This window comes from Pseudomonas entomophila L48 (assembly GCF_000026105.1).
Lineage (GTDB): Bacteria > Pseudomonadota > Gammaproteobacteria > Pseudomonadales > Pseudomonadaceae > Aquipseudomonas > Aquipseudomonas entomophila.
Genome location: NC_008027.1, coordinates 2,111,771 through 2,134,543, shown reverse-complemented (window position 1 = coordinate 2,134,543; position 22,773 = coordinate 2,111,771). Strand labels below are relative to the sequence as shown.

General features: G+C 66.1%; 19 protein-coding genes. 14 read left to right on the top strand and 5 right to left on the bottom strand.

Annotated elements, in window-relative coordinates; genetic code table 11:
- Window positions 1–40: 40 nt before the first annotated feature.
- Both PSEEN_RS26850 and PSEEN_RS09505 read left to right on the top strand, forming a co-directional pair.
- Entirely contained in the window at window positions 41–208 is a 168-nt protein-coding gene (locus PSEEN_RS26850; RefSeq protein WP_011533278.1) for a hypothetical protein, read from the top strand.
- Between the two features lie 91 nt (window positions 209–299).
- Complete coding sequence (locus PSEEN_RS09505) at window positions 300–518, top strand: DUF2970 domain-containing protein (RefSeq protein WP_011533277.1); 219 nt, start codon at window positions 300–302, stop codon at window positions 516–518.
- Between the two features lie 175 nt (window positions 519–693).
- Here the strand turns inward: PSEEN_RS09505 and PSEEN_RS09500 are convergent, their stop codons facing one another.
- Complete coding sequence (locus PSEEN_RS09500; RefSeq protein WP_011533276.1) at window positions 694–1,230, bottom strand: RrF2 family transcriptional regulator; 537 nt, start codon at window positions 1,228–1,230, stop codon at window positions 694–696.
- Window positions 1,231–1,499: 269 nt separating this feature from the next.
- On the opposite strand from PSEEN_RS09500, the gene PSEEN_RS09495 reads away from it, so the two are divergent.
- Both PSEEN_RS09495 and PSEEN_RS09490 read left to right on the top strand, forming a co-directional pair.
- Window positions 1,500–2,702, top strand: coding sequence for an NAD(P)/FAD-dependent oxidoreductase (locus PSEEN_RS09495; RefSeq protein ID WP_011533275.1), 1,203 nt, complete (start codon window positions 1,500–1,502; stop codon window positions 2,700–2,702).
- A 218-nt stretch (window positions 2,703–2,920) separates the two neighbouring features.
- Window positions 2,921–4,546: a methyl-accepting chemotaxis protein gene (locus PSEEN_RS09490; RefSeq protein ID WP_011533274.1), complete on the top strand. Its 1,626-nt coding sequence runs from the start codon at window positions 2,921–2,923 to the stop codon at window positions 4,544–4,546.
- A gap of 75 nt (window positions 4,547–4,621) precedes the next feature.
- Here the strand turns inward: PSEEN_RS09490 and PSEEN_RS09485 are convergent, their stop codons facing one another.
- Entirely contained in the window at window positions 4,622–6,025 is a 1,404-nt protein-coding gene (locus PSEEN_RS09485; protein WP_011533273.1) for a purine-cytosine permease family protein, read from the bottom strand.
- A gap of 315 nt (window positions 6,026–6,340) precedes the next feature.
- On the opposite strand from PSEEN_RS09485, the gene PSEEN_RS09475 reads away from it, so the two are divergent.
- From PSEEN_RS09475 to PSEEN_RS09430, 10 genes are all read left to right on the top strand, one after another.
- Window positions 6,341–6,826: a flavin reductase family protein gene (locus PSEEN_RS09475; RefSeq protein WP_011533272.1), complete on the top strand. Its 486-nt coding sequence runs from the start codon at window positions 6,341–6,343 to the stop codon at window positions 6,824–6,826.
- Window positions 6,827–6,978: 152 nt separating this feature from the next.
- Complete coding sequence (locus PSEEN_RS09470; protein ID WP_011533271.1) at window positions 6,979–8,019, top strand: LLM class flavin-dependent oxidoreductase; 1,041 nt, start codon at window positions 6,979–6,981, stop codon at window positions 8,017–8,019.
- Window positions 8,020–8,271: 252 nt separating this feature from the next.
- Window positions 8,272–8,868 (top strand): amino acid synthesis family protein, encoded by a 597-nt coding sequence (locus tag PSEEN_RS09465; RefSeq protein WP_011533270.1) that lies wholly within the window; start codon window positions 8,272–8,274, stop codon window positions 8,866–8,868.
- Window positions 8,869–8,935: 67 nt separating this feature from the next.
- On the top strand, window positions 8,936–9,769 hold the full coding sequence (locus PSEEN_RS09460) for an alpha/beta fold hydrolase (RefSeq protein ID WP_011533269.1): 834 nt from the start codon (window positions 8,936–8,938) through the stop codon (window positions 9,767–9,769).
- On the top strand, window positions 9,766–11,247 hold the full coding sequence (locus tag PSEEN_RS09455; protein WP_011533268.1) for an aldehyde dehydrogenase: 1,482 nt from the start codon (window positions 9,766–9,768) through the stop codon (window positions 11,245–11,247). The genes PSEEN_RS09460 and PSEEN_RS09455 overlap by 4 nt, the downstream gene beginning before the upstream one ends.
- Window positions 11,248–11,259: 12 nt before the next feature.
- The gene (locus PSEEN_RS09450; RefSeq protein WP_011533267.1) at window positions 11,260–11,745 is read left to right on the top strand and encodes a flavin reductase family protein; all 486 of its coding nucleotides are present in this window, start codon (window positions 11,260–11,262) and stop codon (window positions 11,743–11,745) included.
- Window positions 11,746–11,873: 128 nt separating this feature from the next.
- On the top strand, window positions 11,874–12,263 hold the full coding sequence (locus PSEEN_RS09445) for a carboxymuconolactone decarboxylase family protein (RefSeq protein ID WP_011533266.1): 390 nt from the start codon (window positions 11,874–11,876) through the stop codon (window positions 12,261–12,263).
- A 90-nt stretch (window positions 12,264–12,353) separates the two neighbouring features.
- Window positions 12,354–13,106 (top strand): GntR family transcriptional regulator, encoded by a 753-nt coding sequence (locus PSEEN_RS09440; RefSeq protein ID WP_011533265.1) that lies wholly within the window; start codon window positions 12,354–12,356, stop codon window positions 13,104–13,106.
- Between the two features lie 2 nt (window positions 13,107–13,108).
- Entirely contained in the window at window positions 13,109–13,672 is a 564-nt protein-coding gene (locus PSEEN_RS09435) for an NUDIX hydrolase (protein ID WP_011533264.1), read from the top strand.
- Window positions 13,673–13,911: 239 nt separating this feature from the next.
- On the top strand, window positions 13,912–16,074 hold the full coding sequence (locus PSEEN_RS09430; protein WP_011533263.1) for a GAF domain-containing hybrid sensor histidine kinase/response regulator: 2,163 nt from the start codon (window positions 13,912–13,914) through the stop codon (window positions 16,072–16,074).
- Window positions 16,075–16,288: 214 nt separating this feature from the next.
- Here PSEEN_RS09430 and PSEEN_RS09425 read toward each other — a convergent pair whose 3' ends face one another.
- The 3 genes from PSEEN_RS09425 to PSEEN_RS09415 form a co-directional block, all read right to left on the bottom strand.
- The gene (locus PSEEN_RS09425) at window positions 16,289–18,469 is read right to left on the bottom strand and encodes an ATP-binding protein (protein ID WP_011533262.1); all 2,181 of its coding nucleotides are present in this window, start codon (window positions 18,467–18,469) and stop codon (window positions 16,289–16,291) included.
- A gap of 109 nt (window positions 18,470–18,578) precedes the next feature.
- Window positions 18,579–19,211 (bottom strand): LysE family translocator, encoded by a 633-nt coding sequence (locus PSEEN_RS09420; RefSeq protein WP_011533261.1) that lies wholly within the window; start codon window positions 19,209–19,211, stop codon window positions 18,579–18,581.
- Window positions 19,212–19,607: 396 nt separating this feature from the next.
- Complete coding sequence (locus PSEEN_RS09415) at window positions 19,608–22,763, bottom strand: efflux RND transporter permease subunit (protein ID WP_011533260.1); 3,156 nt, start codon at window positions 22,761–22,763, stop codon at window positions 19,608–19,610.
- Window positions 22,764–22,773 lie beyond the last annotated feature (10 nt).

Here is a 22,773-nt window from a genome sequence, read left to right as displayed (position 1 = left end):
AGCCTGCACTACCTCTTCACTCACCCCGCGAGGTCAGGCCATGAACATTCCCATTCCACCGGAGACGCCCGATCCGAACATCGACGACCCGACGTTGCCGCCGCCGGTGCCTGAACAAGACCCGGACGAGTTGCCGATCAAACCGACCGTGCCGCCGACCGTGGGCGATCCGCCCAGCGAGGAGCCTCCGGTGAAAGGGCAAGGATAGCCAAAGCTGGCCGGATGAGTGGGCGCTGCGGGCAGCCTGCCGCTCGATCTCCTACACTGGTCGTGATTGCTTCTGGCGTGAGGAGCTACTCATGGACGATCGTGATTCCGGCAAGGCGCCCGGGTTCTGGCAGATGCTGCAAAGTGTGCTGGCGGCGGCGTTTGGCGTGCAAAGCGGCAAGAACCGGGCGCGGGATTTCACCTATGGCAAGGCCAGTCATTTCATCGTGATGGGGACGGTGTTCACCTTGGTATTCATTTTCGTCTTGATTGGGTTGGTGCAGTTGGCGATGCATTTGACCGCTCGGTGATCAGGGAGGGTCTTGCGGCGTGCTTGAGATCGGGCGCCGCCCCGCGGCGCATCGCGGATGAATCCGCTCCTACATTCGGCCGCTGTCGCCCCGCCTGCCTGTGTAGGAGCGGATTCATCCGCGATGCGCCGCAGAGCGGCGCTCGGTCTTAAAGACACTGCAAATCACAAGCAGATCAAACAGCCACCACCGGAATATCCCCGCCCTTCCCGTCCCGCCGCTCGCTCATCCAGTCATTGACCCTCTGCCCGAACTCAGCCGGCGCCTTGCGCCCGAACCGCCGCGCCAGGTCGAGAATGGTCTGCTGCGCCAGCGCCTCTTCCATGCGCTTCTGCGCGCCCAGCATCACCGCGTGGATCGCGCAGGTGCCCTCGGTCGCCCACCCCGGCGCCGAGCCCTCGAACACCGCGCAACGCTCGCGGATCTCCCGGCAGTCAAAAATCTTCTTCGCGCCATCGATGGCCGTGACGATATCCAGCACGGTGATCTCGTCCGACGGCCGCGCCAGGCGAAACCCGCCGCGCACGCCCTCGGTGGCCACCACCAACCCCGCCCGGGCCAGCTTGGTGAACACCTTGGCCAGGTACTCCTGGGGCACCCCCTGCAGCTCGGCCAGGTCGCGCACGCTGGCCTCGCGGCTATCCCCGCGCTCGTCCACCAGGAACAGCAGGCAATGGATGCCGTACTCGACGCCGGCACTGTAAAGCGACATGTCAATCTCCGACTGAATTTGTCGCAAATAGTACGCCTTCCAGCCAGTACAAGCAAAGCCACCCCGCGCCGCCCGTCGTTCGCCAAAAAAATCTAAAGCGCCCTAAAGCCTTTAACCACGCCGTTTGCGACAGGTTTCAGCGGCGTCATCGACAGGGTCGGATGGAAAAAACACTTGCCTCACTAAACTACGATCAATACAGTCGTAGTTATTCGCCAGGCAACCAAACCCTGACCGAAGCCCCTTTCCCACCCTCGCGGAGCACCCACATGACTTCCCATATCCTGATCATCGGTGCCGGCTTTGCCGGTGTCTGGAGCGCCCTGAGCGCCGCCCGCCTGCTCGACCAGGCCCAGCGTGGCGACGTGCGCATCAGCGTGCTCGCCCCGCAACCGGAACTGCGTATCCGCCCGCGCTTCTACGAGGCCGACGTGCACACCTTGATGGCCCCGGTGGGCGAACTGCTCGACGCGGTCGGGGTCACGTTCATCCAGGGCAGCGCCGAGCACATCGACAGCGACGCGCGCCAGGTCGGCTATCTCGACGGCAACGGTCAGCGCCAGCAGCTTGGTTACGACCGCCTGATCCTCGCCGCCGGCAGCCAGGTTGCCCGCCCCGCCGTGCCGGGCCTGGCCGAGCACACCTTCGATGTCGACCAGATGGAGTCGGCCATGCGCCTGGAGCAACACCTGGTCGCCCTGGCCGCGCAACCGGCCTCTCCGGCGCGCAACACCGTGGTGGTGTGCGGCGGTGGTTTCACTGGCATCGAGACCGCCACCGAAATGCCTGCCCGCCTGCGTGCCATTCTCGGCGAAGGCCATGCCCGGGTGATCCTGGTCGACCGCGGCCAGAGCGTCGGCGCGGCACTGGGCGCCGGCATCACCCCGTCCATCGTCGCCGCCAGTGAACAGGCCGGCGTACAGTGGCTGACCAACACCTCGGTGGTGGCGGTCGACGCCGGTGGCGTGACCCTCGACAACGGCGAATACATCGCCAGCAAGACAGTGATCTGGACGGTGGGCGTCAAGGCCAGCCCGCTGACCGCGCAAATCGACGGTGAGCGCGACAGCTTCGGCCGGCTGCGGGTCGACGACCATCTGAAAGTGGTCGGCCAGGCGCACATCTACGCCACCGGCGACACCGCCTGGGCCAAGGTCGACGAGCTGGGCAACCACGCCCTGATGACCTGCCAGCACGCCATCCCCATGGGCCGCCACTCGGGCAACAACGCCATGGCCGACCTGCTGGGCCTGGCGCCGGTAACCTACCGCCAGCCCAAGTACGTCACCTGTCTCGACCTGGGCGACTGGGGCGCGGCGTACAGCGAAGGCTGGGAGCGCGAACTTGTGCTTGAGGGCCAGGAAGGCAAAAACCTCAAGCGCCAGATCAACTCGGTGTGGATCTACCCGCCCGCCGCCGATCGCGCGCAAGCCCTGGCGGCCGCCGACCCGCTGATCCCGATCGTGGCGTGACGCTAAAAGACAGGCCCGTCTCATAAGTGACGGGCCTTTCAATTTTCGTTATTACTTTGGATGACTGGTCAATAATAGTGGCGTTATGGCACTATCGAAGAAAAACAATACGAAAAATGAGGAAATCACACCCCCAAGCAGTGCATCGAGAGCCTGAACCACCGAGCCCGGTAAACCCGCGCTCTTGACGCCTGCCAGCCATCGTCAAGGAGCGTTGCATGCAATTAAGGAATATGAAGATCGGCATTCGGGCAGCCACTGTGTTCACCCTCCTAGGGATCCTGGTCCTGGCCATGGGCCTGATCGCCCTCTATGAAACCCGCAAGATGGACAGCGCCACCGATGAGATCCGCGTCACCTGGATGCCCGCGGTCATCGCCCTGGGCGATGTCAGCACCAACCTGGGCCGTGCCCGCGCCCTCACCCTGCGCAGCGTACTCGAAGACGACCCCGCCACCCGCCACGCCACCCTGGCCCGTATCGTCGAGGTCAACCAGCAACTCGAAGGCGACCTCAAGGCCTACGAAAGCACCATCATCGCCCAGGACGACCGGGCCCTGTTCACCACCTTCATGAGCCTGAGCGAGCGCTACCACGGCCTGCAGAAAGCCATTCGCGATGCAGCTGGCCACGACCAGCTGGATGAGGCCCGACGCCTGGCCAACGGCCCGCTGGCCGAGTATGCCGACAGCATGATGAAGGCCCTGGGCGCCCTGGTGGAATACAACACCCAGGGCGCCGAACAGGCCTCGTTGCGCAGCAGCAACGCGTCCGACGAGGCATTCAAGCTGCTGATAGGTGCGCTGGTGGTGATCCTGCTGGCGCTGGTGGTCATCTCCACCCTGCTCACCCGCAGCATCGTGCTGCCGCTGGCCGACGCCGTGGCAGTGGCCGAGCGTGTCGCCGTCGGCGACCTGACCCGCGACATCGCGGTGACCGGCCGTGACGAACCGGCCCTGCTGCTGCGTGCTCTGGGCCAGATGCAGCAGAGCCTGCGCGAGACCTTGCGCAAGATTGCAGCGTCCTCCGACCAGCTGGCCTCGGCCTCGGAGGAACTGCACACTGTCACCGAGGACACCAGCCGCGGCCTGCACCAGCAGAGCGCCGAGATCGACCAGGCTGCCACGGCGGTCAACCAGATGACGGCCGCCGTCGAGGAAGTGGCGAACAACGCAGTGAGCACGGCCGACGCCTCAAAAGGCGCCGACCAGAACACCCGCGACGGCCGCGACCGCGTCAACCAGGCCCTGAGCTCGATCCAGCTGCTGGTCGCGGACGTGACCGGCACCTCGCAGGAGATCGAACAGCTGGCTACCCGCGCCAACGAAATCAGCCAGGTGCTCGATGTGATCGGCTCGATCGCCGGGCAGACCAACCTGCTGGCCCTCAACGCCGCCATCGAAGCCGCCCGTGCCGGCGAGGCCGGGCGTGGTTTCGCCGTGGTCGCCGATGAAGTGCGCGCCCTGGCCCACCGCACCCAGCAGTCGACGGCTGAGATCGAGCAGATGATCGGTGGCATCCAGACCGGCACCGAGCGTGCGGTGAGCGCCATGCACAGCAGCCAGGGCCGGGCCAGTGGCACGCTGGAGGTGGCGCAGTCGGCCGGGCAGGCGCTTGAGGTAATTGCCGAAGCCATCACCGCGATCAACCAGCGCAACCTGGTGATCGCCAGCGCCTCCGAACAGCAGGCGCAGGTGGCGCGGGAGGTGGACCGCAACCTGGTGAACATCCGCGACCTGGCGATGCAGACCTCGGCGGGGGCCAACCAGACCAGCGCGGCGGCGCAGGATCTGTCGCGGCTGGCGGTGGAGTTGAACGGGATGGTGGCGCAGTTCAAGGTCTGAGCACAGCCCGTTCGCCGGCAAGCCGGCTCCTACAGGGGATCGCTGTAGGAGCCGGCTTGCCGGCGAACCACTCTGTCAGTCATTCACCTCAATCACCCGCCCCGCCTTCACCGGCTGGCCGCGCGTCGCCAGGCAGTAATACAGCGGCACCGTCACGATCAACCCGAACAACCACGACAGGTCCGCCCCTTCGACGATATTCGAATACGGCCCCACATACAGCGACGTATTGGCAAACGGCAACTGCACCAGGATGCCGCAGGCATAGGCAATGATCGCGTGGTGGTTGAAGCGGCCATAGATCCCACCGTCAGCCCGGAAGATCGAGGCAATATCGTACTGCCCCCGCTTGATCACATAGAAGTCGACCAGGTTGATCGACGCCCACGGCACCAGCACCAGCAGCAACGCCAGGATCAGCCCGATGAACTGGCCGATGAAGCCCGCCGACGCATTCAGTGCCACCAGCCCACAACCCGCCAGGATCACCGAGGCCAGCACCACCCGCACCTTGATGCTCGGCGTCCACTGCGCCGCGAAGGTCTGGATCGCGGTGACGATCGACAGCACCGCGCCGTACAGGTTGAGGGCGTTGTGGCTGATGATGTTGAGCAGGAACAGCACCATCAGGATCGGCCCCAGCCAACCCGTGGCCTGCTTGACCGCATCCATCGCGTCGGTGCCTTCGGGCACGCACAGCACCGCCACCGCCCCGAAGCTGAAGCACAGGATGGTACCCAGGGTGGCACCGAAATAGGTGGCCCAGAACGGCCTGGCTATACCCACTTCACGCGGCAGGTAGCGCGAATAATCGGAGGTGTACGGCGAGAAGCTGATCTGCCAGATGGTGCCCAGCGACACGGTGGCGATGAAGCCCGACAGGTTGAAGGCACCCCGGCTGAAGAAGTCGGCCGGCAGCTCCTGGACGAACATCATGACGAAGCCGGCCAGCAGCGCCGACCCCATCACCCAAGTGCCGATGCGGTTGAGGATATGAATGAAGCGGTAGCCAATCACACCGATGGCCGTCGCGCTCAACGCGCCGATCACGATCGCACCCGGCATCGGCACGCTCGGGGTGATGCCGTGGATGGTCTTGCCGGCCAGGACGATATTGGAAATGAAGAAGCCGACATAGATCAGCGCGGTGAAGAACACGATCAGCAGCGCGCCGTAGCGGCCGAACTGGCCACGGCTCTGCACCATCTGCGGAATGCCCAGTTGCGGCCCCTGCGCCGAGGCCAGGGCGATCACCACGCCGCCGGCCAGGTGCCCCAGCACGATGGCGACCAGGCCCCACAACAGGTTCAGGTGGAACACCTGGATCACCATGGCGCCGGTGACGATGGGCAGGGGCGCGATGTTGGTGCTGAACCAGAGGGTGAACAGGTCGCGCGCCTTCCCGTGGCGCTCGGCGGGTGGCACGTAATCGACCGTGTGATTTTCGACAAACGCGTGTTGCGACGACGGTTGGGACATAGGATTTCAGCTCGAAAGGTCGTTTTTATCGTTGTAAGGAAACCGCTCGGGGCGGCCTCTCAGCTGCGCACCATATTATGGTATTCCAAGCTTTTGACAACACTGCACCGGGCTTTTTCGGCGCAGCTGATCTGCTCTCCGTCCTCTCTTCGCGCACTGTTTTCAGCGGCCACGCCAATGAAACCGGGGACTGTGCCGTTCATCGTGTTCTGCGCGGCCTGGAAAATTCCGCTTGCAAAGAAGGTATTACGGTATACCATCAGACACATCAACGATAAAAACCGCGGACCACCGCAGCCCCTCGAGGATCACACCATGATCGACGCAACCGTCTACAAGCACGTCCTGGGCTCCTTCCCGTCCGGCGTCACGGTCATCACCACCCTGGACGACGACGGTTCGATCGTCGGCCTCACCGCCAGCGCCTTTTCGTCCTTGTCGATGGACCCGCCGCTGGTGCTGTTCTGCCCCAACTACAGCTCCGACTCCTACCCTGTTCTTATCCAGCAGAAGCGCTTCGCCATTCACCTGCTCTCCGGTGAGCAACAGGCCGAGGCTTACGCCTTCGCGAAAAAGGGCAAGGACAAGGCGGCGGGTATCGACTGGACCTTGAGCGAGCTGGGCAACCCGATCCTGGCCGGCGCCACCGCCGTCATCGAGTGCGAACTGTGGCGTGAATACGAAGGCGGCGACCACGCGATCATGGTGGGCAAGGTACACAACCTGATCGTCCCGCAAGAGGCACCCCGCCCGATGGTCTACTGCCGCGGCAAGATGGCCAGCCTGCCGGCCTTCGCCTGAGCATTCAGCAGGGGACCGTGTAGGAGCGGGTTTACCCGCGAACACCGGCGATGCCGGTGCCATCCACCGCGTCGCCTGCTTCGCCGGCAAGCCGGCTCCTACAGAAAGGCCTGCAACGGCAGGCGACAACAACAAGCTACGAGGAAGGCCCCATGAAATTTTCGCTGTTCGTGCACATGGAACGTTGGGATGAACAGGTCAGCCACCGCCAGCTGTTCGAAGACCTGACCGAACTGACCCTGATGGCCGAGGACGGCGGGTTCAGCACCGTGTGGATCGGCGAGCACCACGCCATGGAATACACCATCTCGCCAAGCCCGATGCCGCTGCTGGCCTACCTTGCCGCACGCACCGAGAAGATCCGCCTGGGCGCCGGCACCCTCATCGCGCCGTTCTGGAACCCGATCCGCGTGGCCGGCGAATGCGCCCTGCTCGATGTGATCAGCAACGGCCGCATGGAAGTGGGCCTGGCCCGTGGCGCCTACCAGTTCGAGTTCGACCGCATGGCCGGCGGCATGCCGGCCACCGACGGCGGCAAGGCCCTGCGCGAGATGGTGCCGGTGGTGCGCAAGCTGTGGCAGGGCGACTGCGCCCACGACGGCGAAGTGTACAAGTTCCCCACCTCCACCAGCGTGCCAAAGCCGTTCAACACCGCGCCGCCGATGTGGATCGCCGCCCGCGACCCCGACTCGCACAACTTCGCCGTGGCCAACGGCTGCAATGTCATGGTCACCCCGTTGATGAAGGGCGACGAGGAAGTGCTGGACCTGAAGAACAAGTTCCAGGCCGCCCTCGACAACAACCCCGGCGTGCCCCGACCGCAACTGATGGTGCTGCGCCACACCCATGTGCACAGCCCGGCCGAGCCGGACGGCTGGAAGGTCGGCGCCCAGGCCATCTCGCGCTTCTACCGCACCTTCGATGCCTGGTTCGGCAACAAGACTGTGCCGGTCAATGGCTTCCTCGCGCCGAGCCCGGAGTCGAAGTTCGCCGAGGTGCCGGCGTTCCAGCTGGAGAACATCCGCAAGAACACCATGATTGGCACGCCCGAGGAGATCATCGCGCGCATCCGCTACTACCAGGAACTGGGTGTCGACGAGTTCAGCTTCTGGTGCGACAACAGCCTGCCCCACAGCGAGAAGAAGAAGTCGCTGGAGCTGTTCATCAAGGAAGTGGTGCCGGCGTTCGCCTGAATTCCCTTTGCCTGATTGATTGCGGGATCGGCCCGCTCCCGTGGGTTGTACCGGCCCATGGGAGCGGGCTTTTTTCGCGGTCGGTTCGCCCCGGCAAGCCGGCTCCTACAGGCCTTTGTAGGAGCCGGCTTGCCGGCGAACCACCCACCTTTCATCCCCCGGCCAGAGAATTTTCCAACGCCCTCTTGCACATCAAATATTATGGTATACCATCAGACAACAAGAACTGATCACCCTACCCAGGAGCCCTCCATGAGTTTCGAAATCCGCAAGATCGTCACCTACTCCGAAGAGACCCGCATCGAAGGCGGCAAGGCCACCGACACGCCGGTGACCATGGTCGGCCTGGCCGTGGTGATCAAGAACCCCTGGGCCGGTCGCGGTTTCGTCGAGGACCTCAAGCCTGAGATCCGCGCCAACTGCTCCGACCTCGGCGCGCTGATGGTCGAGCGCCTGACCGCCGCCATCGGCGGCGCCGACAAGATCGAGGCCTACGGCAAGGCCGCTGTGGTCGGCGCCGACGGCGAGATCGAGCACGCCTCGGCGGTGATCCACACCCTGCGCTTTGGCAACCACTACCGCGAAGCCGTGCAGGCCAAGAGCTACCTGAGCTTCACCAACAAGCGCGGCGGCCCCGGCACCTCGATCCAGATCCCGATGATGCAGAAGGACGACGAGGGCCTGCGCTCGCACTACATCACCCTGGAAATGCAGATCGAGGACGCCCCGCGCGCCGACGAGATCGTCGTGGTGCTCGGCGCCGCCGACGGCGGCCGCCTGCACCCGCGCATCGGCAACCGCTACATCGACCTGGAAGAACTGGCGGCGGAAAAGGCCAACGCTCGATAACAACAACCAAGACGGGCCTGGGCGTGGCGAACTCCCCGCCGCGCCCGACCTTCAAGGAGCGCCCTCGATGATTCAGCCTGTCGCTGAACGTACACCGGCCGGGACCAGCTACCTGGCCCTCGGCCAGGGCCACCCCGTGGTGCTGATCCACGGCGTGGGCCTGAACAAGGAAATGTGGGGCGGGCAGTTCGTGGGCCTGGCCAACGACTACCGCGTCATCGCCTACGACATGCTCGGCCACGGCCACAGCCGCGTGCCGGCCGCCGACACCCCACTGGAAGGCTACGCCGACCAGCTCGCCGAACTGCTCGACCATCTGCAAGTCCCGCAAGCCACCGTGATCGGCTTCAGCATGGGCGGCCTGGTGGCCCGCGCGTTCGCCCTCAATCACCCGCAACGCCTGGCGGCGCTGGTGGTGCTCAACAGCGTGTTCAACCGCAGCCCCGAACAAAGCGCCGGGGTCATCGCCCGCGCCGCCCAGGCACTGGCACAAGGCCCGGATGCCAACGTCGACGCCGCGCTGGATCGCTGGTTCAGCCGCGAGTACAAGGCCGCCAACCCGGCCCAGGTCGCCGCCATTCGCCAGGTGCTGGCGAGCAACGACCCGCAGGGCTACCACACCACCTACGCACTGTTCGCCACCCAGGACATGTACCGCGAAGGTGACCTGGGCAGCATCCAGGTGCCGACGCTGATCGCCACCGGCGAGCTCGACGCCGGCTCCACCCCGGCCATGGCCCGCCAGCTCGCCGCGCGCATACCCGGCGCCCACTGCGTGGTGCTCGCCGAGCAACGGCATATGATGCCGGTGGAAGCACCGCGCGAAGTCAACAAGATGCTGCTGGACTTCCTCAGGCAGGCCCGCACCCTCACCGAATCCGCCAAGGGGATAGTTGCATGACCCTCGTTCGTTTCCAGATGTGCATCGACGGCCAATGGCGCGATGCCCAGAGCGGCAAGACCTTCGACAGCCTCGACCCGGCCACCGCCAAGGCCTGGGCGCAACTGCCCGACGCCGATGAAAATGACGTCGAGCTGGCCGTACAGGCCGCCCAGCGCGCCTTCGACAGCAAGGCCTGGCGCGGCCTGACCGCCACCGCCCGAGGCAAGCTGCTGCGCCGCCTGGGTGACCTGATCGCCGAGAACAAGGAACACCTGGCCCAGCTGGAAAGCCGCGACAACGGCAAGCTGATCCGCGAGACCCGCGGCCAGGTCGGCTACCTGCCGGAGTTCTTCCACTACACCGCGGGCCTGGCCGACAAGCTCGAAGGCGGCACCCTGCCGCTGGACAAGCCCGACCTGTTCGCCTACACCGTGCACGAACCGATCGGCGTGGTGGCCGGGATCATCCCGTGGAACAGCCCGCTGTACCTCACCGCGATCAAGCTCGCCCCGGCCCTGGCCGCCGGCAACACCATCGTGCTCAAGCCTTCCGAGCATGCCTCGGCGACCATCCTCGAACTGGCCCGCCTGGCGCTGGAAGCCGGTTTCCCGGCTGGCGTGGTCAACGTGGTCACCGGTTTCGGCCCTAGCACCGGCGCCGCCCTCACCCGCCACCCGCTGGTGCGCAAGATCGCCTTCACCGGCGGCGCCGCCACCGCCCGCCATGTGGTGCGCAGCAGCGCCGAGAACTTCGCCAAGCTGTCGCTGGAGCTGGGCGGCAAGTCGCCCAACATCATCTTCGCCGACGCCGACCTGGACAGCGCCGTCAATGGCGCGGTGGCCGGCATCTACGCCGCCTCCGGGCAGAGCTGCGTGGCCGGTTCACGCCTGCTGGTGCAGGACGAGATCTTCGATGCGTTCGTCGAGCGCCTGATCGCCCGCGCCCAGCGCATCCGCATCGGCAACCCGCAGGACGACGCCAGCGAGATGGGCCCGATGGCCACCGCCCAGCAACTGGCCGTGGTCGAAGGACTGGTGGCCGCCGCCAAGGCCGAAGGCGCTCGGCTGCGCATGGGCGGCAAGCGTGCCGAGGTCGAGGGCGACGGCTGGTTCTACGAACCGACCCTGTTCGAGTGCGACAGCAACGCCATGACCATCATGCAGGAAGAGGTGTTCGGCCCGGTCGCCGCGGTGATCCGCTTCAAGACCGAGGAAGAGGCCCTGGCCATGGCCAACGACTCGCAGTTCGGCCTGGCCGCCGGCATCTGGACCCGCGACCTGGGCCGCGCCCACCGCCTGGCCCGCGACGTGCGCTCGGGGATCATCTGGGTCAACACCTACCGCGCGGTGTCGGCCATGGCGCCGATCGGCGGCTTCAAGAACAGCGGCTACGGCCGCGAGAGCGGCATCGATTCGGTGCTGGCCTATACCGAGCTGAAGACGGTGTGGATCAACCTGTCCACCGCGCCCATGCCCGACCCCTTTGTGATGCGCTAGGAGACCTGCGCCATGATCGAACCCGGCATCTACAAAGACGTGATGGGCTCGTTCCCGTCCGGTGTCACCGTGGTCACCACCCTGGACGCCGACGGCGGCATCGTCGGCATCACCGCCAGCGCGTTCAGCGCGTTGTCGATCGAGCCGGCGCTGGTGCTGTTCTGCCCCAACTACGCCTCCGACACCTACCCGGTGCTGCGTGACAGCAAGCAGTTCGCCATCCATTTGCTGTCGGCCGAGCAGACCGCCGAGGCCTATGCCTTCGCCGGCAAAGGCAAGGACAAGGCCAAGGGCATCGACTGGCACCTGAGCGAACTGGGCAACCCGCTGCTGAGCAAGGCCACGGCGATCATCGAGTGCGAGTTGTGGCGCGAGTACGACGGCGGTGACCACGCGATCATCGTCGGCCAGGTGAAGAACCTGGTGCTGCCTGAGCAGCCGGTGACGCCGATGGTGTACCACAAGGGCAAGCTCGGCGCACTGCCGCCGCTGGGCTGAGCCGGCGAACGCTCACCTGTAGGAGCCAGCCTTGCTGGCGAACCGGCCATGGCACGGCATTGCAATTGTGGCGCGGCCGTTCGCCAGCAAGGCTGGCTCCTACCTATCCACTCACACAGGACCTGCCCATGAACAACGAGAAATACGCAAAAGGCCTGCAGATCCGCACCCAGGTGCTCGGCGAAGACTATGTCACTCGCTCGATCCAGAACGCCGACGACTTCACCAAGCCCCTTCAAGACCTGGTCACCGAGTACTGCTGGGGCCACGTCTGGGGCCGTGATGGCTTGTCGCTCAAAGAGCGCAGCATGATAAACTTGGCGATGATTTCCGCGCTCAACCGGCCCCATGAGCTCAAGCTGCATATCCGCGGCGCCCTGCGCAATGGCCTGAGTCGCGAACAGATTCGCGAGATTCTGCTCCAGGTCGGCATCTATTGCGGCGTGCCCGCGGCGGTGGACAGCTTCCGCCTGGCCCGCGAAGCATTCGCCGCAGCCGACGCGGAGCAACCCCGTTAACCGCGGGCTGTGCGAACCACGGCAAGGAGCAGCCCCACGGTTCGTGGGCTGCGCGAACCTGGCGCAACAGCCTCATACAGAGCGCACCTGATGAAACGCCAGCCCCTCGACGACAGCTTCAAGGTCAACCGCAACCCCGTCACCCTGCGTGAAATCGTGCTCGACAAGCTGCGCGGCGCGATCATGAACTTCCACCTGCTGCCCGGCGATCGCCTGGTCGAGCGCGACCTCTGCGAGCGCCTGGGCGTCAGCCGCACCTCCGTGCGCGAGGCCTTGCGCCACCTGGAGTCCGAAGGCCTGGTCGAGTTTGCCGACGCCAAGGGCCCGCGCGTGGCCATCATCACCCTGGACGACGCCCGCGACATCTACGAGCTGCGCTGCGTGCTCGAAGGCCTGATCGTCCAGCTGTTCACCCTGAATGCCAAAGCCAAGGACATCCGCGCCCTGGAGCGCGCCCTGGAGGTCAATCGCGAGGCGCTGGAAGACGGCGAGCTGGCCCAGGTGCTCGACTCGGTGCAGGGTTTCTACGACGTGCTGCTCGAAGGCTCGGGCAACCAGGTCGCCGCCCAGCAGTTGCGCCAGCTGCAGGCACGCATCAGCTACCTGCGCGCCACCTCGGTATCGCAGGAGAACCGCCGGGGCGCCAGCAACCGCGAGATGGAGAAGATCGTCGAGGCGATCAAGAGCGGCGACCCGCAAGCCGCCCACCAGGCCTCGGTCGACCATGTGCGCGCCGCCGCCAAGGTGGCCCTGGACTACCTGCGCCAGAAACAGGACGACAACGCCAAGGTCCGCGAAATCGTCGAGCCCCTGCCCCTCAAGGACCCTCGCATAGGCCGCTGACCATGCCCACCGCCCCGCGCTACTGCCCGCACTGCACCACGCAACTGGCCCGGGGCATCCCCAACGGCGACACCCACGAGCGCCTGTACTGCACCGCCTGCGGCTATGTGCACTACGTCAACCCGAAGATCATCGCCGGCTGCATCATCGAGCGCGACGGCAAGTACCTGCTGTGCCAGCGCGCCATCCCGCCGCGCCCCGGCACCTGGACCTTGCCGGCCGGGTTCATGGAGGCCGGCGAGACCACCGAGCAGGCGGCCCTGCGTGAGGTGTGGGAAGAGAGCGGCGTGCGCGGCGAAATCGTCTCGCCCTACTCGATCTTCAGCGTGCCGACGATCAGCGAGGTGTACATCATCTTCCGCGCCATCGCCACCGAAGAGACCGGGCAGTACGGGCCGGAGACCCTGGCCTACCGCTTCTTCGCGCCGGACGAGATCCCCTGGGACGAGATCTACTACCCGGCGATCCGGCAGATTCTCGAACGCTACATCCTCGAACGGCAGGCCGGGGTGTATGGGATCTACATGGGCAACGACGACACCGGGAAGGTGCATTTCATTCGCTGAGCCCTGCGCCAGCGTCAGCCTTGCGCAATCCCTGTAGGAGCGGCCTTGTGCCGCGAAAGGGCTGCGCAGCGGCCCCAGGATGTCGACGTTGAGCAAAGATCGCCGGGGCCGCTTTGCGGCCCTTTCGCGGCACAAGGCCGCTCCTACAGGGGTAGGCGAAAGTCCCGAAACAAAACCCTCGCCAAGCGCCGCCTCACGGTGCACCCTGATGCTCTCACGCAAATGGACCGGCAAACCTCATGGCGAAATGGCTGGACGGCGGCGGGCTGATGGCCGAACGCATCCGCACCCACGACTGGGCGGCGACCTCGCTCGGCCCGCTGGACACCTGGCCCGACGTGCTGCGCACCGCCGTCGCCCTGTGCCTGGCCTCGCGCTTCCCCCAGGCCGTGCTCTGGGGCGACCAGCTGATCACCCTGCACAACGATGCCTTCAGCGCGATCCTCGGTGAAAAGCCCTTTGCCCTCGGCCGCCCGTTCAGCGAAGTGTGGCAGGAAGCCTGGAGCGAAATCAGCCACCTGGCTGATCGAGCGCTGGCCGGCGAAGCGGTGTACATCGAGGACTTCCCGCTGCTGATCGAGCGCCACGGCAAACCTGAACGGGCCTACTTCACCTTCTGCTACAGCCCCATCCGCAACCATGACGGCCAGGTCGTCGGCATGCTCGACACGGTCACCGAGACCACCAACAGCGTGGTCGCCAACCGCCGCCTGAAATTCCTCGACAGCCTGGGCCGCGCCACCGCCAACGCCAAAGATCCGGAACGGATCATGGCCACCACCACGCGCCTGTTGGGCGAGCATCTGCAACTGTCCAGCTGCGCCTATGCAGTCATGGCCGCCGACCAGGACGGTTTCACCATCTGTGGCGATTGGGTTGCCCCCGGTTCGCCACGGCTGCTGGGGCAATACCGCCTGGCCGATTTCGGCGAACTGGCGGTCAGCCGCCTGCGCGGCGGCGAGCCGCTGGTGATCGACGACAACCTTACGCAGCTGCCGGCCCAGGCCGCGGCGACCTTCCAGGCCATCGGCATCACCGCGACCATCTGCATGCCCCTGATCAAGGAGGGCCGCCTGACCGCGCTGATGGCCATCCACGACAAGCTGCCACGCAACTGGACCCATTACGAACAGATGCTGCTCAGCGAAGTGACCCAACGCTGCTGGGCGCACATTCAGCGGGTCCAGGCCCATGCCGAAGTGCGGGAAGCGTTCGCGGCGCTCGAAGCGCTCAACACGACGCTCGAACAGCGCGTGGAAGAGCGCACCGGCCAGTTGCTGCACACCGAAGCAATGCTGCGCCAGACGCAAAAGCTCGAAGCCATCGGCCAGCTCACCGGCGGCGTGGCCCACGACTTCAACAACCTGCTGACCATCATCCGCTCCTCGCTCCACTTCCTGCAGCGCCCCGACCTCGACGAGACCCGCCGCGCCCGCTACTTCAAGACTGTGTCCGACACCGTCGACCGTGGCGCCAAGCTCACCGGCCAGCTGCTCGCCTTCGCCCGGCGCCAGGCCCTGAGCCCCCAGGTGTTCGAAGCCGGCCCCAGGCTGGAAGCCATGGCCGACATGCTCGATACCGCCACCGGCGCGCGCCTCCAGGTAAAGCTGGAGCTGCCGGCGTCGCCCTGCCATGTGCACGCCGACCTGGGCCAGCTGGAAACCGCAGTGATCAACCTGATGATCAACGGCCGCGACGCCATGGCCGGTGAAGGCACGCTGTACCTGCGCCTGGAGCCCGACCAGCGCCTGCCGGGCCTGCCCAAGCCATTCGCGGCGATCTCGGTGATCGACAGCGGCGTGGGCATCGCCCCGCACCTGCTCGAACGCATCTTCGATCCGTTCTTCACCACCAAGGCTTCGGGCCAGGGCACGGGCCTGGGGCTGTCGCAGGTGTTCGGCTTCGCCAAGCAGTCCGGTGGCGACGTGAAGGTCAGCAGCGTCGAGGGCAAGGGCACGACCTTCACCCTTTACCTGCCCCAGGTGGCCCTGGCCCAGGTGGAGCCCAGCATTGGCGGCGGGGCGTTACCCGCCCATGGCCAGCGGCGGCGGATCCTGGTGGTCGAGGACAATCCCGATGTCGGCAGCTTTACCGCGCAGATCCTGCGCGACCACGGCTACCAGATCAGTTGGGCGACCAGTGCCGAGCAGGCCCTGACGCAGATCGGCGATGCGCGGGTGCCGTTCGACGCGGTGTTTTCCGATGTGGTGATGCCCGGCATGGGCGGGTTGGCGCTGGCGCGCCAGTTGCGCCAGAGCCACCCTGACCTGCCGGTGATTCTCACCTCCGGCTACAGCGAGGCGATCGCCGAGGAAGGCCACCAGGGGTTCGCGTTCCTGGCCAAGCCGTATTCGGCCGAGCAGGTGTGCCAGATGCTGGGGACGGTGCTGGATGGAGGTTGAGTCATGGATTGTGTGAACCCCATGGGAGCAAGGCGACAGCGTTGCAGTGTTCCGTAGATCGAGCGCCGCCCGTGCGGTGCATCGCGGATGAATCCGCTCCTACAGGTTCATTTAGGGCCAGTTCAGCATGACACGGTAGGAGCGGATTCATCCGCGATGCGCCGCGTGGGCGGCGCTCGATCTGATAGGCGCTACAACGCTCCCGCCAGGCACCTTACCCCCCCAACAACCGCGCCAGGCTGCGCGCCAGCTCCTCCTGGCGAAACGGCTTGCGCAACACCTCGAACCCATGCAATTCACGAGGTGCCAGGTTGGCATACCCGGTAATGACCAACACCGGCAAATCCGCGAACCGCTCGCGCACCTGCCGGGCAAACCGCACCCCCGTCATCCCGGCCATGACATGGTCGGTCAGCAGCACATCCGGACACAGCCCGTCATCCAGCAACACCTGCGCCTGGGCCGCACCATCCGCCTCGGTGACCTCATACCCCAGCTCAAGCAACTGCAGCACGGTGGCCTGGCGCACCAGCGGTTCGTCCTCCACCAGCAACACCCGGGTCGGCCGCTGCGGGCGTGGCAGGTCGACAGGCCTGACGCCGGCCTCTACCACCCCGGTGTCACTGGCGGGCAACCACAGGGTCGCCTCGGTCCCCTTCGCCGGCCGCGAGCGAATGCCAAAGCCGCCACCGGACTGCACCGCCAGGCCCTGAACCATCGGCAGCCCCAGGCCCGTGCCCTTGCCCACGCCCTTGGTCGAATAGAACGGCTCGGTGCAGTGCTTCAACACCTCAGCGCTCATGCCGCAGCCCGTATCGGCCACCTGCAGCCACACCTGACGGCCCGGGGCCAGCCCGGCGGGCCTCGCCGGCCCCTTCCTGTCGTCATCCAGCCCGGCAACGATGCTCAGGTGCCCGCCCTCGGTCATGGCATCGCGGGCATTGACCACCAGGTTGAGCAGCGCCAGCTCCAGTTGATGGGGGTCGACCAACACCTGCGGCAGCGCCGCGTCGATACGCACCTGCATCGAAATGGTCGGCCCCAGCGAACGCGCCATCAGCTCATGCATGTCGTCGACCAGCAGCGCCAGCGACACCACCTGCGGCTTGAGGGTCTGGCGCCGGGCAAAGCTGAGCAGGCGCCCGACCAGGTTGCGCGCCCGCTCCGCCGCCTGCAGGCCGCCGTCGATCAGGCGGTCGCCCCGCGCAGGCTCGGGGTGGCGGCGCAGCAGTTCCAGGGAGGCGATGATCGGCGTGAGCATGTTGTTGAGGTCGTGGGCGATCCCGCCGGTGAGCTGGCCGATCATCTCCATCTTGTGCGCTTCATGCAGTTGCTGCAGGCCTGCCTCGCGCTGGGCCAGCATGGTCGCCACGCGCTCCTCCAGGCATTCGTTGAGCACATGCAGGGCCCGTTCGGCCCGGGCATGGGTGATGGCCGTCCAGGTCTGCTCGGCGGCTTCCTCGGCCAACAGGCATTCATCGTCCAGGACCGAGTGCGCGCCATGGAAATGCACGATCAGCATCGCCTCCAGCCGCTCGGCGCGCAGCACCGGCACATGCAGCGCGGCGCACAGCCCCTCCAGGTGGAGCGGGCGCGGCTCGTCCTGCTGGTAGCTGTGCCGGGCGACGTGCCCGCCCTGCATCGCCCCGTACAGGTTCGGGTCGAAGTCCGCGAAAGGGAAGTCGCCCAGCAGCGAGGGCACGCCATCGGCCCATTCGTGGGCGACGCGAAAGCGCTTGCCATCGCCCAGGTGCTCGCCAAAGCAAACCCGCGCGGCGCCCAGCTCCTGCGCCAGCCGGCGCGTGGCATGCCCTTCGATATGCTCGGCGTCACCCAGTTCGGGCAAGGCCTGGCGCAGTTCCAGGAGGAATGCCTGGCGCCGCTCGAAACGCACCCGCTCAGTCGTATCGGTGACGATGCATAGCACCCCGCCCACCCCGCCGTCGGCCTCGCGCACGGCGGAATAGGACACATCGAAATAGACCGTTTCGCCCGCGCCGCTGCGCTCGATGTAGAACGGCCGGTCCTTCGCCGAGAACGTGTCGCCCGTCTCGCGCACGCCGCGCAGCAAGGGTTCCAGGTCGTCCCACAGCTCGCCCCAGTGCTCCTGCCCGGGCCGCCCCAGCGCGCCGGGGTGCTTGTTGCCGATGGTCGGGAAGTAGGCGTCGTTGTACAGGGCGATATACTGCGGCCCCCAGAACAGCACGATCTGCGCCTGGGCCGAGAGCAACGTGGCGGTGATCGCCTTGAGCCCGGGCGACCAGCCCTGCGGCTGGCCCAGCGGCGAGCCGGCCCAGTCCATCGTCTGCAGCAGGCCGCTGACCACTCCGTCATGAAGCAGGAAGTTCGCCGCGGGATCGCGGTGTTTGGCCGGTATGTGGCGGGCTGATTTCATGACGTTCGGGCCATGGTGGATCCTGTCAGATTGCCATCCTTCACAGGTATGAAATCAGCCAGCGCCAGACGTTCCAATCATTTCGGTCTGTGCACGGCAAAAGGCGCTTTCAACGACGCCCTTCGGTCAGCATGCGCAGCGCCAGGCCCGCCAGCACGGTGCCCATCAGCCAGCGCTGAACCTGCTGCCAAAGCGGCCGGCCGGCGAGGAACACGGCGATCGAGCCGGCCATCACCGCGATCAGTGCGTTCACCGTGACGCTGATGGCGATCTGCGTGCAGCCCAGCACCAACGACTGGCTCAGCACGCTGCCATGGCCCGGTTCGATGAACTGCGGCATCAGCGACAGGTACATCACCGCGATCTTGGGGTTGAGCAGGCTGGTCAGCAAGCCCATGCCGAACAGCCGGCGCGGGCTGTCGGCCGGCAGGTCGCGGACCTGGAACGGCGAACGACCGCCCGGGCGCAGGGCCTGCCAGGCCAGGTACAACAAGTACAGCGCGCCGCCGATACGCAAGGCGTCGTAGGCGAACGGCACGGCCATCACCAGGGCGGTGATGCCCAGTGCCGCGCAGAGCATGTAGATGACGAAGCCCAGGGCCACGCCCCCCAGCGAGATCAGCCCGGCCATGCGCCCCTGGCAGATGGAGCGGGAGATCAGGTAGATCATGTTCGGGCCGGGGGTGAGGACCATGCCCAGGCAGATCAGGGCGAAGGCCAGGAGGTTCGTGGTGTCGGGCATGGGGCACAATCCTTGTGGGGGTGGGAGGCACGAAGTGTATCCGCACATGACCCCGCCTTGAAACGTGTTCCCGAACGGCGCATTTTTTGTGCCCGCTCGTTTCGTTCAATGGTGGCTGTGCGTGGGGCGCACTCGTGCGAGCCGGTTTCCTTGATTCCCGGTTGACCAACCCGCGTACAGCCGTCGCCATTCGTGTGGTGTCCAGATGCAGCAGGCGGCTAAGGCGCAGATGCGTACCGCCTAATACCCCGCACTGTAGGAGCCGGCTTTGCCGGCGAAAGGGCCGGCACATCCAGCACAGGAATCAGACGCTGTGCGGTGAAGGTGGGACCTGTTCGCCGGCAAGGCCGGCTCCTACAGGGACCGGCGTGGCGTTGCTCGATCCCATGCAGAACCTCAGTGGCCCTGCGGCTCGCCCGGTTCTTCGCGCCGATGCGCCCACTGGTACAGCGCCGGCAACACCAGCAAGGTCAACGCCGTCGACGACAGGATGCCGCCGATCACCACCGTCGCCAGCGGCCGCTGCACCTCGGCACCGGTACCGGTGGCCAGGGCCATGGGGATGAAGCCCAGCGAGGCCACCAGCGCCGTCATCAGCACCGGCCGCAGGCGGGTCAGCGCGCCCTCCTCGACCGCCGCGCGCAGGCCGCGCCCTTCTTCACGCAGGTTGCGGATGAAGGCGATCATCACCAGGCCATTGAGCACCGCCACCCCCGACAGCGCGATGAAGCCCACGCCCGCCGAGATCGACAACGGAATGTCCCGCAGCCACAGCGCCAGCACCCCACCGGTCAGGGCGAAGGGAATGCCGGTGAACACCAGCAGGCCATCCTTGAGGTTGTTGAACATCATCAGCAGCAGCGCCATCACCAGCAGCAACGACACCGGTACCACCACTCGCAGGCGCTCGGCCGCCGACTGCAGCTGCTCGAACTGGCCGCCCCAACGGGTCCAGTAGCCCGGCGGGATCTGCACCTGGTCGATCAAGGCCTGCGACGCTTCCTCGACGAACGAGCCCAGGTCACGCCCGCGCACGTTGGCGCTGACCACCACCACACGCTTGCCGTCCTCGCGGCTGACCTGGTTGGGGCCCAGCTGCAGGTTCAGCGTGGCCACCTGCGACAGCGGGATGAAACCGATCTGCGCGGCGCCGTTGCTGGCGCTGGCCGGCACCGGAATCAGCAGGCTGGACAAGCCGTCGACATCGGTGCGCAGCGTCTCCGACAGGCGCACCACCATGTCGAAGCGGCGATCACCTTCATACAGGGTGCCTGCCGTGCGCCCTCCCACGGCGATGGCGATGGCGTCCTGCACGTCGCCGACGTTCAGGCCATGGCGGGCGGCCTTGTCGCGGTCGATGTCGATGGTCAGCACCGGCAGGCCGGTGGTCTGCTCGACCTTCACTTCCGACGCGCCTGGCACGCTCTGCAGGCGCGTGGCGATCTGCGCGGCGGTGCGGTTGAGCACCTCCATGTCGTCGCCGAACACCTTCACCGCGACATCGCTGCGCACCCCGGAAATCAACTCGTTGAAACGCAGCTGGATCGGCTGCGACAGCTCGTAGTTGCTGCCCGGCACGCTGGCCGCGGCGCGTTGCACTTCGGCGATCAGCTCATCACGCGGCTTGCCCGGGTCCTGCCACTGGTCGCGTGGCTTGAGCATCACATAGGCGTCAGAGATGTTCGGCGGCATCGGGTCGGAGGCGATTTCGGCGGTACCGGTGCGGGCGAACACCCGCTCCACTTCCGGGACCTGCTGGATGATGGTCTTCTCCAGGCGCTGCTGCATCTCCACCGACTGCGACAGGCTGGTGCCCGGCACGCGCAGGGCCTGCAGGGCGAAGTCGCCCTCGCTGAGGCTGGGGATGAACTCGCTGCCCATGCGGCTGGCCAGCACGCCCGACAGCAGCACCAGGGTGGCGGCGCCGGCGAAGGCCAGGTTACGCCGCGCCAGCACCCAGTCCAGCACCGGTGCGTAGCGGCGGCGGGCGGTGCGCATGACCACGCCCTCTTCTTCCTTCACCTTGCCGGTAACGAACAGCGCGAGCGCCGCCGGCACGAAGGTCACCGAGAGGATCATCGCCCCCAGCAACGCCATCACCACGGTGAAGGCCATGGGGTGGAACATCTTGCCCTCGACACCGGTCAGGGCAAAGATCGGCAGGTACACCACCATGATGATCAACTGCCCGTAGATCAGCGGCCGGCGCGCTTCGCGGGCGGCGGCGAACACTTCGTGGAAGCGCTCGGAACGGGTGAGCATGCGGCCATGGTGCTGCTGGGCATGGGCCAGGCGGCGGATGGCGTTCTCGACGATCACCACCGCGCCGTCGACGATGATGCCGAAGTCCAGCGCCCCGAGGCTCATCAGGTTGGCGCTGACCTTGTTGCTGAACATGCCGGTGAAGGTGAACAGCATCGACAGCGGAATGACCATGGCGGTGATCAGTGCCGCGCGGATGTTGCCCAAGAACAGGAACAGCACGGCGATCACCAGGATCGCGCCTTCGATGAGGTTCTTCTTCACCGTGGCGATGGCTTTTTCCACCAGGTTGGTGCGGTCGTACACGGTGATCGCCACCACGCCTTTGGGCAGGCTGCGGTTGATCGCCTCGAGCTTGGCCGCCACGGCCTGGGACACCGTGCGGCTGTTCTCGCCGATCAGCATGAACACGGTGCCCAGCACCACTTCGCGGCCGTTCTCGGTGGCCGCGCCCGAGCGCAGCTCCTGGCCCAGGCCGACCTGGGCGACATGGCTGACGCGGATCGGCGCACCGTCGACGCTGGAGATGACGATGTTGGCGATGTCCTCGGCCGAGGCCACCTGGCCCGGGGCGCGGATCAGCAACTGCTCGCCGTTGCGCTCGATATAGCCGGCGCCGACGTTGGCGTTGTTGCGTTCCAGCGCGGCGATCAGGTCGTTGAGGGTGAGCTTGTAGGCCGCCAGGCGCTTGGGGTCGGGGGCGACCAGGTACTGCTTGGCGTGGCCACCAATGCTGTTGACCTCGGCGACGCCCGGCACGTTGCGCAGCTGCGGCTTGATGATCCAGTCCTGGATCACCCGCAGGTCGGTGGCGGTATAGGGCGTGCCATCGTCTTTCAGCGCGCCCTCCTTGGCCTCGACCGTCCACAGGAAGATCTCGCCGAGGCCGGTGGAGATCGGCCCCATGGCCGCCTCGATACCTTCGGGTAACTGCTCGCGGGCCACTTGCAGGCGCTCATTGACCAGTTGCCGGGCGAAGAAGATGTCGGTGCCGTCATCGAAGATCACCGTCACCTGCGACAGGCCCGAGCGCGACAGCGAGCGGGTCTGCTTGAGGCCCGGCAGGCCGGCCATGGCGGTCTCGATGGCGAAGGTGATGCGTTGCTCGGTTTCCAGCGGTGAATAGCCGGGCGCGGCGGTGTTGATCTGCACCTGCACGTTGGTAATGTCGGGCACAGCGTCGATGGGCAGTTTCTGGTAGCTGTGGATGCCCACGGCGGCCATCAGCACCACGGCGAGCATCACCACCAGGCGCTGCTCGATGGCGAATTGGATCAGGCGTTCGAACATGTCAGGCGTT